The sequence below is a fragment of the Armatimonadota bacterium genome, assembly GCA_031459855.1.
GTDB classification, from domain to species: domain Bacteria; phylum Sysuimicrobiota; class Sysuimicrobiia; order Sysuimicrobiales; family Humicultoraceae; genus Fervidifonticultor; species Fervidifonticultor primus.
In genome coordinates this window covers 3,043,896-3,057,218 of the sequence record JAVKHP010000001.1, presented here as the reverse complement: position 1 = coordinate 3,057,218, position 13,323 = coordinate 3,043,896, and the positions used below count along the sequence as shown (strand labels likewise).

The 13,323-nt window shown below is 74.8% G+C and carries 14 protein-coding genes; 12 read left to right on the top strand and 2 right to left on the bottom strand.

Features of this window, described 5'->3' with window-relative positions; translation table 11 throughout:
- Positions 1–57: 57 nt before the first annotated feature.
- From smc to QN157_14075, 12 genes are all read left to right on the top strand, one after another.
- A complete protein-coding gene (gene smc / locus QN157_14130; protein MDR7556729.1) occupies positions 58–3,681 on the top strand; it encodes a chromosome segregation protein SMC in 3,624 nt (1,207 codons plus the stop codon).
- Positions 3,682–3,696: 15 nt separating this feature from the next.
- Complete coding sequence (ftsY, locus tag QN157_14125) at positions 3,697–4,620, top strand: signal recognition particle-docking protein FtsY (GenBank protein MDR7556728.1); 924 nt, start codon at positions 3,697–3,699, stop codon at positions 4,618–4,620.
- A 287-nt stretch (positions 4,621–4,907) separates the two neighbouring features.
- Positions 4,908–5,768, top strand: coding sequence for a methyltransferase (locus tag QN157_14120; GenBank protein MDR7556727.1), 861 nt, complete (start codon positions 4,908–4,910; stop codon positions 5,766–5,768).
- Positions 5,761–7,086, top strand: coding sequence for a signal recognition particle protein (gene ffh, locus QN157_14115; GenBank protein ID MDR7556726.1), 1,326 nt, complete (start codon positions 5,761–5,763; stop codon positions 7,084–7,086). Before QN157_14120 ends, ffh begins: the two co-directional genes overlap by 8 nt.
- 69 nt (positions 7,087–7,155) lie before the next feature.
- The gene (rpsP, locus tag QN157_14110; GenBank protein ID MDR7556725.1) at positions 7,156–7,431 is read left to right on the top strand and encodes a 30S ribosomal protein S16; all 276 of its coding nucleotides are present in this window, start codon (positions 7,156–7,158) and stop codon (positions 7,429–7,431) included.
- 3 nt (positions 7,432–7,434) lie between these two features.
- Positions 7,435–7,680 carry a KH domain-containing protein gene (locus tag QN157_14105; GenBank protein MDR7556724.1) on the top strand — a complete coding sequence of 82 codons (246 nt, stop codon included), beginning with the start codon at positions 7,435–7,437 and terminating at the stop codon, positions 7,678–7,680.
- A gap of 19 nt (positions 7,681–7,699) precedes the next feature.
- Positions 7,700–8,104: a YlqD family protein gene (locus QN157_14100; protein ID MDR7556723.1), complete on the top strand. Its 405-nt coding sequence runs from the start codon at positions 7,700–7,702 to the stop codon at positions 8,102–8,104.
- Positions 8,073–8,633 carry a ribosome maturation factor RimM gene (gene rimM, locus QN157_14095; protein ID MDR7556722.1) on the top strand — a complete coding sequence of 187 codons (561 nt, stop codon included), beginning with the start codon at positions 8,073–8,075 and terminating at the stop codon, positions 8,631–8,633. The genes QN157_14100 and rimM overlap by 32 nt, the downstream gene beginning before the upstream one ends.
- Position 8,634: 1 nt before the next feature.
- On the top strand, positions 8,635–9,381 hold the full coding sequence (gene trmD / locus QN157_14090) for a tRNA (guanosine(37)-N1)-methyltransferase TrmD (protein MDR7556721.1): 747 nt from the start codon (positions 8,635–8,637) through the stop codon (positions 9,379–9,381).
- Positions 9,382–9,527: 146 nt separating this feature from the next.
- Positions 9,528–9,869 (top strand): 50S ribosomal protein L19, encoded by a 342-nt coding sequence (gene rplS / locus QN157_14085; protein ID MDR7556720.1) that lies wholly within the window; start codon positions 9,528–9,530, stop codon positions 9,867–9,869.
- An 18-nt stretch (positions 9,870–9,887) separates the two neighbouring features.
- Entirely contained in the window at positions 9,888–10,541 is a 654-nt protein-coding gene (gene lepB / locus QN157_14080) for a signal peptidase I (protein MDR7556719.1), read from the top strand.
- 7 nt (positions 10,542–10,548) lie between these two features.
- The gene (locus QN157_14075; GenBank protein MDR7556718.1) at positions 10,549–11,385 is read left to right on the top strand and encodes a ribonuclease HII; all 837 of its coding nucleotides are present in this window, start codon (positions 10,549–10,551) and stop codon (positions 11,383–11,385) included.
- 23 nt (positions 11,386–11,408) lie between these two features.
- Here the strand turns inward: QN157_14075 and QN157_14070 are convergent, their stop codons facing one another.
- Positions 11,409–12,290 carry an ABC transporter permease gene (locus QN157_14070; protein MDR7556717.1) on the bottom strand — a complete coding sequence of 294 codons (882 nt, stop codon included), beginning with the start codon at positions 12,288–12,290 and terminating at the stop codon, positions 11,409–11,411.
- Positions 12,291–12,314: 24 nt separating this feature from the next.
- Positions 12,315–13,322, bottom strand: coding sequence for an ABC transporter permease (locus QN157_14065; GenBank protein MDR7556716.1), 1,008 nt, complete (start codon positions 13,320–13,322; stop codon positions 12,315–12,317).
- Between the last annotated feature and the right edge of the window lies 1 nt (position 13,323).

The window sequence follows — 13,323 nt, the reverse complement described above, 5'->3', positions numbered from 1 at the left end:
GGCGATCACACCACGGGCGGGTCGCGTCGGCGGCCCGAATCGAGGAGGAGACCCAGCGTGCAACTCCGACGCCTCGAGCTGATGGGGTTCAAGACGTTCGTGACCCGCACGGAACTCGCGTTCCACCCGGGGGTCACGGCCATCGTCGGTCCCAACGGCAGCGGGAAGAGCAACATCTTCGACGCCATCCGCTGGGCGCTGGGCGAGACCAACGCCCGGCTGCTGCGTGGCGGCCGCATGGACGACCTGATCTTCTCCGGCAGCGCCGGGCGCAAGCCGCACGCGATGGCGCAGGTGTCGCTCACGTTGGACAACGGCGCGGGCCTGCTGCCGCTGGCGTTCAGCGAGGTCACCGTGACCCGCGCGGTCACCCGCGGGGGGGAAGGACGGTACGCCATCAACGGCGTGGACTGTCGGCTGCGGGACGTGCAGATGCTCTTCCTCGGCACGGGGCTGGGCGGCCGCTCCTACGCGCTGATCGGGCAGGGCGAGGTGGACGCGGTGCTGCGCGCGACGCCGGTCGAACGCCGGCAGTGGCTCGAGGAAGCAGCCGGTCTGGCGCGGTACAAGCGGCAGCGCGTGGAGGCCGAGCGGCGTCTGGCCCACGCGCAGGCCCACCTGGAGCGGCTGGCGGATCTCGTCGCCGGGCTGGAGTCCCAGCGGCAGGCCCTGGCGGTCCAGGCCGAGGCCGCCGCGCGCCATCAGCGCCTCACCGACGACGTGCGCGAGCTCGAACTGGCGCTCTTCGCCGACGAGGCCAGGCGGCTGCTGGCCGCCGCGCGCCGCCTGGCCGCCCAGCTGTCGGCCGAGCGGGCGGCGCGGGAGGCGGCCGCCCAGCGCCACGCCGCCGCCGCCACCGCGGTCGCCGACGCCGAGACCGCGCTGGCCGCGGCCACCGCAGCGGTCGAACGCGCGCAGGCGACGCTGCTCGATGGCGCCGAGCAGGCCACGCGGCTGGCCATGGAGGCGCAGACGCTGGCCGCGGAGGCCGACGCGCTGCGCGCCCGGTGCGAGCATCTGACGGACGAGCGGGCCCGGCTGGACCAGACGCTGGAGCGGCTGCGCGCGGAGGAGGCCGCGCTCGAGCAGGACGCCGCGGCCGGGCAGGCCGAGCGCGCCCGGCTGGCTGCAGAGGCGACTGCGGCCGAAGCGGCCCTGGCGGCGGCCCGCGACGCGCTGGCCGCGCAGCAGGCCGCGCTGCGCGCGACCCGTGACGAGGCGGCGGAGGTGGCGCGCGCGCTCGCCCAGGCCCGGCGTGACCTAGCCGCGGCGCAGGCCCGCGCGGCCGTGCTGGCCCAGTCGGCGGAGACCGCGGCTCAGAAGGCGCAGGCTGCGCGGGAGGCGGCGCACCGCGCGGCCACGGACCGGGCCGCAGCGGAGGACGCGCTGGCCCAGGCCCGCGCCGCCGCCGCCGCGGCCGCCGCGCACGTGGCGGCGGCGACCGCGGCCCTGGAGGCCCGGCGCGCGGAGTGGGCCGCGCTCATCGAGCAGGTGCACGCGGTGGAACTGGAGGAGCACCGGCTGCGTGCGCGCCTGGCCTCGATCGAGGAGGCCCACCGGCAGCACGCCGGGTTCGACGAGGGCGCGCGTGCCGTGCTGCTCGCCGCGCGTGACCACCCGGAGCGCTTTCCGGGGCTGCGGGGCGCGGTGGCCGAGCTGCTGGATGCGCCCGAGGCGTTGCGTCCCGCGGTCACCGCAGCGTTGGGGCGCCGCCTGCACTGTCTGGTCGTGGAGCGCCGCGCCCAGCTCGAGCCCGTGCTGGCCTTCCTGGCCGCCGACGGGGCGCGTGCCGCCACGGTGGTCGCCCTGGAGGACCTGCGGCCTGCGCGCCTCCCGGAGGGTGAGGCGCCCGATGGCCTGCGCGCGGACCGCGCGGTGCAGCCCGCGGGCGGGGACGAGCTCCTGGCCCGGCGCCTCGCGCAGGCGCTGTTGGGCGATGCGATGATCGTGGAGGACCTGGCGGCGGCCTGGGCGCTTCGCGCCGCAGGCTTCGCGGGCCGCGCGGTGACCCGAGACGGCCTGGTGCTGGAGCCCGACGGTGTGCTGGCACTAGGCGGCTGGCCCGCGGGCGACCTGGCGCCGCTGGGCCGGGGACAGACGATCGCCGCGATGCGGCAGGCCCTCGAGGAGATCGAGCGGACGCGCCTGGCGCTGGTGGTGCGGCGCGCGGCCGCGGCCGAGGGCGTGCGCGACGCCGAGGAGGCGCTGGCCCGCGCGCGCGCCGTGTCCGAGGACGCGCAGGCAGAGGTGTTCGCGCGCAGCCAGCAGGTCGAGCGCCTGGCGGCGGACGCCGCGCGCCTGACGGCCGAGGCGCAGGCCTTGGAAGACGAGCGCGGGCCACGGGACGACGAGCGCGCGCGCCTCGCGCGCCAAGCGGAGGCGCTCGACGCCGACGTGCGCCGGCTCGAGGAGGAGGCGCGCCGTCTGGACGCGGCGCAGGCGGCCGGGCAGGCCGAGCTGGCGCGCGCTGAGGCCGCGCACGAGGCGGCGGCCGCCGCCCTGCAGGCGGCGCGCCTGCGGCTGGCCGAGGTCGAGGGCCGCGTGCAGACGGTGGCGGCGCGCGCTGCCGACCGACGCGCCAGCGCGGCAGACCTCGTCCGGCGGATGGCCGAGCTCGAGGCAGCCCGGCGCGCGGCCGCAGACGCCGCGGCCGAGGTGGAGGGCCGCCAGCGCGCGGCCGCCGCGGCGTACGACGCGCTGGTAGCGCGCCAGGCTGCCGCCAAGGCCGAGCTCGAGCGCCTCCAGGCCGAGCGCGGGACGCTGCGGGAGACGCTGGCAGCGCGGCAGGAGGAGCACCGTGCGGCCGGCGAGGCGCTGGCGGCGGCCGACGCCGCGGTGCACCGGACCGAGGTGCGCGCGGCGCAGGTCGAGGCGGAGCTGGACGCTGCCCGCGCGCGCCTGGCGGCCGAGTTCGGGGTGACCCTGGAGGACGCCGCGACGCGCCGGCTGCAGGGCAGCCGCGAGGACGCGCAGCGCCAGCTGGCCGCTCTGCGCGAGGCGCTGCGGGAGCTGGGGCCGGTCAACCTGCGCGCGGCCGACGAGCATGCCGCGATCTGTGCGCGCCTGGAGGCCCTGCGCGCCCAGGTCGACGACCTGGACCGCGCCTCGGCGCTGCTGCGGGAGGTGATCGGGCAGATCAACGCCGCCCTGCGCGTGCGCTTCCGGCAGACCTTCGAGGACGTGAACGCGGAGTTCGGCCGGCTGTTCCAGCGCCTGTTCGAGGGCGGGAACGGCCACCTCGAGCTCGTGGAGGCCGACGACGGCGGCGAGCCCGGCCTGGAGGTCATCGCGCAGCTGCCGGGCAAGATGCGCCGCCCGCTGGTGGCGCTGTCGGGCGGCGAGCGGGTGCTGGTGGCGCTGGCGTTGATCTTCGCCATGCTGCGTGTACACCCCAGCCCCTTCTGCATCTTCGACGAGGTGGAAGCGGCCCTGGACGACGCCAACACCCAGCGGTTCGTCACCCTGCTGCGCGATCTGGCCGAGCGGACCCAGGTGCTGATCATCACCCACAACAAGGGCACCATGGCCGCCGCCGACGTCCTGTACGGCGTGACGATGCAGGAACCCGGCGTGTCATCGCTGGTCTCGGTGCGGCTGGTACCCCCCGAGACCAACGGCCAGACGGCGCCCGCGGATGTCGCGGCGCGCGTGCGCGAGCCCGTGGCGGCGCCGGGCGACTGACGGAGGCGGACCGGCGTGGAGGACCGACCGGGCTGGCTCGGCCGGTTGCGGCAGAGCCTCGCGCGTACCCGCCAGGCGCTGGGGGCGCGCCTGGACGCTCTGCTGGCCCGTCCGATCGACCCCGCCTTCTACGACGACCTGGAGGAAGTGCTGATCCAGGCCGACCTCGGCGCGCCGCTTGCGCGCGCCATCGTCGAGGACCTGCGCGCACGGACGGTGGGGAGCGCGGCGCCGGCCGAGGTCCGGGCGGCGCTGGCCGCCATCCTGCGCGATCGGCTCGGGCCGCCGGGGCGGCTGCGGCTCGAGCCGCCTCCCGCCGTGGTGCTCGTGCTCGGCGTGAACGGGTCGGGCAAGACCACGACGATCGGGAAGCTGGCGCACCGGCTGACCCGCGAGGGGCGCCGCGTGCTGCTGGCGGCAGCCGATACGTTCCGCGCCGCGGCGATCGCGCAGCTCGAGGTCTGGGGTGCCCGCGTCGGTGCGCCGGTGATCCATCACCGGGAGGGTGCCGACCCCGCAGCGGTGGTGTTCGACGCGGCCCAGGCCGCGCAGGCGCGCGGCGTCGACGTCCTGCTGGTGGACACCGCCGGCCGCCTGCACACGCGGGTCAACCTGATGGAGGAGTTGAAGAAGGTCGACCGGGTGGTGGCCCGCACGCTGCCCGCGGCGCCTGTCGAGCGTCTGTTGGTGCTCGACGCCACGACGGGCCAGAACGGCCTGGCGCAGGCGCGCGCCTTCCACGAGGCCGTGCGCCTCACCGGCGTCGTCATCACCAAGCTCGATGGAACGGCCAAGGGGGGCATCGCGGTGGCCATCGCCCAGACGCTGGGCGTGCCCATCGTGTTCCTCGGGACCGGCGAGGGGCTCGACGACCTCGACCCCTTCGACCCTGGCGCGTTCGCCGAGGCGCTGCTGGCTCAGGACGGCAGCCGGTCGTAGCGTGGCGGCCGCGGGCCCGGGGCATCCGGGCGTGGGAGCGTGCGGCCCAGGGCCCGGGAGAGGCGGCCGCGCGGCGGCCAGGAGGACCGCAGGCGCCCGCCTTCGCGGGCCCGGCCAGCTGCGCGTGGCCTGGCACTGCCGTTGACGGCGGCGCACGTCCGCGGTAAGGTAAGAAGGATTCCATGTGTCAAGGCGATTTCCTTTACAGATGACCGTCGATGCGGCGCCCGGCGCGGCTGCCGGGTGCCCTGCATCGCCACGCAATCGCCAGGCACAGGTGAGGAACGATGGACCGGGAGCTCGCAGGACGTGACCGCGCGAACCGCCTGCTGGATCGCTACGGCCGCCTGCTGACCGCACGGCAGCGGGAGTTCCTGGTGCGCTACTACCAGGACGACCTCTCGCTGGGCGAGATCGCCGCGCAGCTGCGCATCTCGCGGCAGGCCGTGCACGACGGCCTGCGCCGGGCGCTTGGCGCGCTGGAGCGGTTCGAGGCGGCGCTGGGGCTGGTGGGCGATGGCCCACGCGCCGGGGGCGAGCACTACTTCACGCGGCGCCCGCGGTCGGCGCCCCAGACGCGCACCGTGCACGCGACGCTGCGGGGACGCCAGTGGGCGTTCGCGGTGGCGCGGGGCGTCTTCGCCCGGCGCGGCGTCGACCCCGGCACCCGGTTGCTGATCGAGGCGATGCGGATCGAGCCCACCGACCGCGTGCTGGACCTGGGCTGCGGCTACGGGGCCGTCGGCCTGGTGGCCGCCGCGCTCGCGCCGGCAGGAGGCGCGTGGCTGGTGGACGCCAACGAGCGCGCCGCGGCGCTGGCCCGCGACAACGCCCTCGCCCACCGGCTGGACAACGTGGCGGTGCTGGTGGGCGATCGCGCCGCAGCGATCCGGGACGCCTCCATGGACGTCGTGGTGACCAACCCGCCCATCCGCGCGGGTCGCCGGGTGGTGGCGGGCTTCATCGACGATGCCCACCGGGTGCTCCGGCCGGGTGGCCGCTTCTACCTGGTGGCGCGCACCGCGCAGGGGGCCCGGACGCTGGCGCGGCTGATCGCGGCGCGGTTCGGCGGCGTGCGGCAGGTGGCGCTGCGCGGTGGCTACCGCGTCTACGAAGCGACCCGCGGCGAGGAGCCTGCCGGTGTTTGACGGCCTGCAGCAGCGCCTGGGCGAGATCGTTCGGAAGCTGACCGGGCGCGGCGTGCTGTCGGCGGCGGACGTCGACGCCGCGCTGCGCGACGTCCGTCTGGCGTTGCTGGAGGCCGACGTCAACGTCAAGGTCGTCCGCGACTTCACCGCGCGCCTGCGCGAGGCGGCGGTGGGCCAAGAGGTCTGGAAGCACCTCAACGCGGGTCAGCAGGTGGTCAAGCTCGTCCACACCGAGCTCACCCGGCTGCTGGGCGGCGGCGCCCGCGACCTGCGGCTGGCGCCGCCCCCGCCCGCGGTGGTGCTGCTAGTGGGGCTCAACGGCGTGGGCAAGACCACGTCGGCGGCCAAGCTCGCCCGCTGGTTGCGGCGGCGCGGCAGGGCGCCGCTGCTGGTAGCCACCGACCTGAAGCGGCCGGCGGCCATCGAGCAACTGCGCGTGGTCGGCGCGGCTGCCAGCGTCCCGGTCTTCGCGCAGGATGGCGCCACCGACCCTGTGGCGGTCGCCCTGGCGGCGGTGGCCCATGCCCGAACCGCGGGGCACGACGTGGTGATTGTGGACTCCGCGGGACGCCAGCACGCCGACGACGCCCTCATGGCCGAGCTGGCCGCCATGCATGCGGCGCTGCATCCCCGCGAGACCCTGCTGGTGGTCGATGCTATGGCCGGGCAGGATGCGGTGACTATGGCCGAGCGCTTCGCCGCCCGGCTCCCGATCGACGGCGTGATCCTGACCAAGCTCGACGGCGACGCGCGGGGCGGTGCCGCGCTCTCGGTGGTGGCCACCCTGGGGCGGCCCATCCTGTTCGTGGGGGTGGGCGAGAAGCTCGACGCGCTGGAACCCTTCCATCCCGACCGCATGGCAGGACGCATCCTGGGGATGGGCGACGTCCTCACCCTGATCGAGAAGGCGGAAGCTGCGGTCTCGGCGGAGCGCGCTGCCGAGCTCGAGCGCAAGCTGCGCCGCGCGCGGTTCACCCTTGAGGACTTCCTCGAGCAGCTGCGGCAGGTGCGCCAGATGGGTCCCCTCGACCAGCTGCTGGAGATGATCCCGGGCTTCGCCCGCGCGCGCACCGCGGGCCTGACGGTCGACGAACGCCAGCTCAAGCGCGTCGAGGCCATGATCCAGTCGATGACGCCGGCCGAGCGCGCCGATCCGTCCATCATCGACGGCAGTCGCCGCCGGCGGATCGCGCGGGGCAGCGGCACCACGGTGCACGACGTCAACCGGTTGCTGAAACAGTTCGAGGAGACCCGTCGCCTGCTACGACACATGGAGGAGCGGGGGCGCGGCCGCGGGTGGCCGTTCGCCCCCCGCTGAGAGCACCGGGACGCGGCTGCGGACGGCACGCCGGCCCGGGAGGGGCAACGCGACGCGAGGAGGGAGACGATGGCGGTCAAGATTCGCTTGATGCGCATGGGGGCCAAGCACCAGCCCGTCTACCGGATGGTGGTGGCCGACGCCCGTGCGCCCCGAGGCGGGAAGTACCTCGAGGCCCTGGGGTTCTACAACCCGCGCACCGAGCCGTCGACGATCCGGATCGACGAGGAGCGGGTCCGCAAGTGGCTGGACCGGGGGGCGCGCCCCTCCGACGCCGCCCGGGTGCTGTTGGAGAAGACCGGCATCCTGCAACGGTGGGAGGCCGGCCGCACCCGGCCGGGGTAGGCCGTGGCTGGCGCCGACGTGCGCGCGTTGGTCGAGGACGTGGTGCGCGGGCTCGTGGGCCAGCCCGACGCGGTACGCGTGGACGCCGTCGAGCGCGCCCGCATGCTGGTGGTCGAGGTGCGGGTCGCGCCCGAGGACGTGGGCAAGGTGATCGGGCGGCGGGGGCGCGTGATCGCCGCGCTGCGCACCGTGGCCCGGACCGCGGCGGCACGGACCGGCCGGCGCGTGCACGTGGAGATCGTGCAGTAACCACACCAAGGAGGAGCGCATGGGCATCACCCTCGTCCGGCCGGTGGTCGTCAAGGCCATCGTCACCGAGGCGTTCAAGCGACAGTACCTGAGCGAGCTCGAGGACATGATCAAACGCCTGGACGCCGTCATCGGGCAGATCGACAGCCAGATTCGACGCGCGGAGCTCGAGCGGCAGATCACGCCGCAGTCGCGGGCGATCCGCCAGCAGCTGGAGCTCGAGCGGTCCCGCCAGGAGGCCGCCCGCGCCGAGCTGAGCGCGCGCTTGCGCGAGGCCGAGGCGCTCGAGCTGCACTCGGAGTTCTCCCAGGGCACGGTGGAGAGCCTGGTGGAGGTCAACGTCGGCGACAACTTCTTCGCACGGCTGACGCGCACCGAGATCGTCGTCAAGGATGGGATCGTCGTCGAGATCCGGGAAGGGTGAGCCGGACGGCAGGCGGCCCGCGCCGCCGGCGTGGATCGTCGTCGGCCGCATCGTGCGGCCGCACGGGCTGCGGGGCGAGGTGCGGGTGCAGCTGGAGACGGACTTCCCCGAGCGATTCGCGCGGCGACGCCGAGTGTACCTGCGCCGGGCGGGCGCGCTGACCCCCGCCGAGATCACGGGCGTGCGGCCCCACGGCGGGGCGCTGCTGGTGACGCTGCGGGGCGTGGACAGCGTCGAGGCGGCACAACGCCTGCGGGGTGCCGAGCTGGTGGTGGCGCGGCGCGCGCTGCCGCCGCTGGGCCCTGACACGTACTACCTGTTCGAGATCGTCGGCCTGCGCGTGCGCACCGAGGAGGGCCGTCTGGTGGGTGTGGTCACGGAGGTCGCACGGGGCCCGGCTCACGACGTGTACGTGGTGCGGGGGCCCCAGGGGGACGTGCTGGTGCCGGCGCTGCGCGAGGTGGTGCGGCGGGTGGACCGGGCCACCGGGGAGATGGTGGTGCGTCTGCCCCCGGGGCTGGAGGCCTAGCGTGCGGATCGACATCGTCACGATCTTCCCCGAGGCCGTGCGGCCCGTGCTGGAGGTGTCGCTGCTGGGGCGGGCGCGCCAGCGCGGCCTGGTGACCATCGCGGTGCACGACCTGCGCGACTACACCACCGACCGGCACCGCCAGGTCGACGACGTGCCCTACGGCGGCGGGCCCGGGATGGTGATGAAGCCCGAGCCGTTCTTCGCGGCCGTCGAGGCCCTGACCCCACCGGGAGGGCCGCGCCCGCGCGTGATCCTGACCTCGCCGCAGGGCCGCCGGTTCGAGCAGCGCCTGGCGGAGGAGCTGAGCCGCGCGCCCCACCTGATCATCCTGTGCGGGCGCTACGAGGGCGTCGACGAGCGGGTCGTCATTGGGCTGGGCGCCGAGGAGATCTCCATCGGCGACTACGTGCTCACCGGCGGGGAGCTGGCGGCGCTCGTCATCGTGGACGCCACGGTGCGGCTGCTCCCGGGCGTCGTGGGCGACGCGCAGTCGGTGGCGGCCGAGTCGTTCACCACCGGGTTGCTGGACTACCCGCACTACACGCGGCCGGCGGAGTTCCGCGGGCTGCGGGTGCCCGAGGTGCTGCTCAGCGGCCACCATGCCGAGATCCGGCGCTGGCGGCGCCGCGAGCAGTTGCGGCGCACCCTGGCACGGCGGCCCGACCTGCTGGCCCAGGCGACGCTCAGCGACGAGGATCGGGCGCTGCTGGCCGCCCTCCAGGCCGAGGCGGCCGGCGAGCGCTGAGCCGGCGGCGCGCCGGCTCCCGCGCGGCCGCCGTCGCCCGCCGCGCTTGGCCGGGCGCGGCGACCTGTGTTAGAATTCTCAACCGTGACCGGCGCCGCGACGTGCGCGCCGGGCCGGGAGATCACGCCGGGCGAGGAGCGAGAAGGATGGACAAGGTCAGGGCCGTCGAGGCTGCGTCGCTGCGCACGCAGATCCCCGAGTTTCGCCCCGGCGACACCGTGCGGGTGCACGTCAGGGTCACCGAAGGGGGCCGGGAGCGACTGCAGGTGTTCGAGGGCACGGTCATCGCCCGCCGCGGCGGTGGCACGGGCGCCACGTTCACGGTGCGGCGGATCAGCCACGGCGTGGGCGTCGAGCGTATCTTCCCGTTGCACTCGCCGCGGCTGGAGAAGATCGACGTCGTCCGCCGCGGCCGCGTCCGACGCGCCAAGCTGCACTACCTGCGCGGCAGGGTGGGGAAGGAGACCCGCATCAAGGAGCAGCGCTAGCCCGCTGCCCTGTAGCGCATGACTCGCGACCTCCTGACGGTTGTCGAGCGGCTGCCGTTCGGCATTCCAACGTTCATCCTGCTGCTCGCCGCCGGGCTGCTGCTGCTGCGGACGGTAGTCCGCCGCAGCTACCGGCTGCCGCCGACGGTGCGGCTGTCGATCGTCGAGACGCTGGACGCCACTATCTTCGCCGCGCTGCTCTCCCTGGTCATCATCGTCTTCGTCGTGCAGGCGTTCTTCATCCCCTCGGGCTCCATGGAGCCCACGCTGCGGGTGGGCGACCGGATCCTGGTGGGGAAGTTCGCCTACCGCATCTGGGAGGTCCGCCGGGGGGACATCATCGTCTTCCGGTACCCGCTCAATCCCAACAAGGACTTCGTCAAGCGCGTGGTCGGCCTGCCGGGCGAGCGCATCGAGATGAAGGACGGGCTGGTGCGCATCAACGGCCGCCCGCTCTCCGAGGTGTACCCCACGGCGCTCCCGGGCGGCGACCGCGCGTGTGCCAGCACCTACGGCCCCGAGGTCGTGCCCCCGGAGCACGTCTTCGTGCTGGGCGACAACCGCTGCAACAGCGAGGACAGCCGCTTCTTCGGCTTCGTCCCCATGCGGAACATCGTGGGGCGTGCGCTCGTGGTCTACTGGCCGCCGGATCGCATCGGGCTCGTCCGCTGACGGCGCCATGGCCCCGCGGGCTGCCCCCCGACAGGCAGACCGCAGTTCCCGGCCGACCCTGGCGGCGCTCGCCGCCGCGCTGGCAGCGGGCACGGTGGCGGCGGCCGAGCTCGCCCGGGATCCCCGTGCCGGTGCGCGTCGGCTCGCGGCGCAGTGGGCGCGGCGCCAAGCCCGGGCCGAGGCCGAGCGCGCGCGCCTGGCAGCGATGTTCGCGCACGAGCGGGCGGCGTGGGCCGCGGGCATCGCGCCGGTGGCGGGGGTGGACGAGGCCGGCCGTGGTCCGCTGGCCGGCCCGGTGGTGGCCGCCGCGGTCGTGTTCCCCGAGGAGCTGCCGGTGCCACAGCTACGGGACTCCAAGCGCCTGACGCCCGCAGCACGCCTGGCGGTCTACGAGCGGCTGCTGGCGTGCGGCGCCGCCGTGGGGATCGGGGTGGCGGAGGTGGACGAGATCGACCGGCACAACATCCTGGGCGCCACGGCCCTGGCCTGGACCCGCGCGCTGGCCGCGCTGCCGGTGGCTCCCGCGCTGGTCCTCATCGACGGGCACCTGCGCGCGCCGGTGGCGGTGGCGCAGCGGCCGATCGTGCGGGGCGACGCCCAGTGCGCGTCGATCGCGGCGGCGTCGATCGTCGCCAAGGTCACGCGCGACCGGCTCATGGAGGCGCTGGACGCGCGCTACCCGCAGTACGGGTTCGCCCACCACAAGGGCTACGCCACGGCCGCGCACCTGGCGGCGCTGCGCCGGTGGGGGCCGTGTCCGGCACACCGCCGTGCGTTCGTGTCCGCCGCCCTGCGCCAGCACGCGCTGTGGCCCGACCCGTCCGCACACGACCCCGTGGGGTGAGGCCGGGGGCCCGGCCCGGGTCACTACGCGCGCCGGCCGCGCAGCCGCGGGTCCAGCAGATCCCGCAGGGCGTCACCCACGAAGGTGAAGGCCGCCACGGTGGCGCCGATGGCGAGGCCCGGCGCGATGGGCACCCACCAGGCGGTCAGGAGGAACTGCCGACCCTGGGCCACCATGAAGCCCCACTCGGGCATGGGCGGCTTCGCGCCCAGGCCCACGAAGCTCAGGCTGGCGGTGATCAGGATGGCGTTGCCCGCGTCGGTGGCCAGCTGGACCAGGAGCGGCGCCAGGCAGTTGGGCAGCAGGTGACGGGCCAGCACGCGCGCCTCGCCGGCCCCCAGCGCCCGTGCGGCTTCGACGTAGGGCAGGTGGGCCAGGGCCAACACCTGCCCGCGCATCAGCCGCGCGTAGCGGGGCCACCAGGCCAGGCCCACGGCCAGGACGGCGTTGGCCATGCTCGACCCCAGGGCGGCCACGATGGCCATGGCCAGCAGAAACGACGGGAACGCCAGGAAGATGTCGCAGGCGCGCATGATGGCCTCGTCGACCAGGCCGCCGCGGTAGCCGGCCACCACGCCCAGCGGCACGCCCACCCCTGAGGCCACCAGCAACACCACGCTCGCCACGGCCAGCGAGATCCGGGCGCCGACCATGACGCGGCTGGCCACGTCCCGACCCAGGTCGTCGGTCCCGAAAGGATGGACGACGCTGGGGGGCTGGAAGCGCCGCTCGACGGCGATGGCGTACGGGTCGTGGGGCACGTAGGCCGCGCTCACCACCGCGACCGTCGCGATGGCGCCCAGCAGCACGAGCCCGGCCGTGGCGCCCGCGTTGCGGGTCAGCCGGCGCCACAGCGTCACCGGCCGCGGGCCCACGGCCGGCCAGGCCGACGGCAGCGAGATCACGGGCGCCGCGCCTGCCCCATGGGGTCAGTAGTGGATCCGCGGATCGAGCAGCAGGTAGCTCAGATCCACGAGGAAGTTCACGACGACGTAGACCAGCGAGAACAGCAGTGTGATCCCCATGATCGGCTGGAAGTCCAACCCCAGGATGGCGCGCACCGCATACGAGCCGATGCCCGGCCACGAGAAGATGTACTCCACCAGGAACACGTAGGCGATGAGCGAGGCCACCTGGAGGCCGATGACGGTCACCACGGGGATCATGGCGTTCTTCAACGCGTGGTGGACCAGCACCCGGCCTGCGCTCAACCCCTTGGCCCGGGCCGTGCGGACGTAGTCGGCGGTCAGCACCTCCAGCAGGCTGCTGCGGGTCATGCGGGTGATCACGGCTAGGTTGGCCACCGCCAGCGTGGCCGCCGGGAGGGCCAAGTGGTGGAGGGCCGAGACGAAGGCCGGCCAGTTGCCGGCCAGGACACTGTCCACCAGCAGGAACCCGGTCACCACCGGGGGGCGGGCCACGGCGTCGCTGATGCGCCCGCCCGACGGAAACCACCGCAGCTCCTTGTAGAAGACCAGCTGGAAGAGGAGGGCGACAATGAAGACGGGCATCGAGACGCCGAAGATGGCGAACGCCCGCGTGAGGGCGTCGGACAGGCGCCCCGCACGCACCGCCGTGAACGTGCCCAGCGCGATGCCCAGCGGCACGCACAGGGCCAGGGAGACCAGGGCGAGCTCGATGCTGGCCGGCAGGAACGTCGCGATGTCGTCCCGCACCGGCCGCTGGTTCAGGATGGACCGGCCGAGGTCGAAGCGCAGCACGATGCCCGCCATGTAGCGCAGGTACTGCTCGTGCAGCGGGCTGTCCAGCCCCAGCTCCCGCCGATACTGGGCGATCTGCTCGGCGGTAGCGTTGAAGCCGGCAGCGGCCGCCGCCGGATCCGCGGGGATCACGTGGGAGATGGTGAAGGTCAGCAGCGACATGCCCCACAGCACGAACGCCAGGCTGACCAGCCGCCGAAACAGGTACCGGAGCACG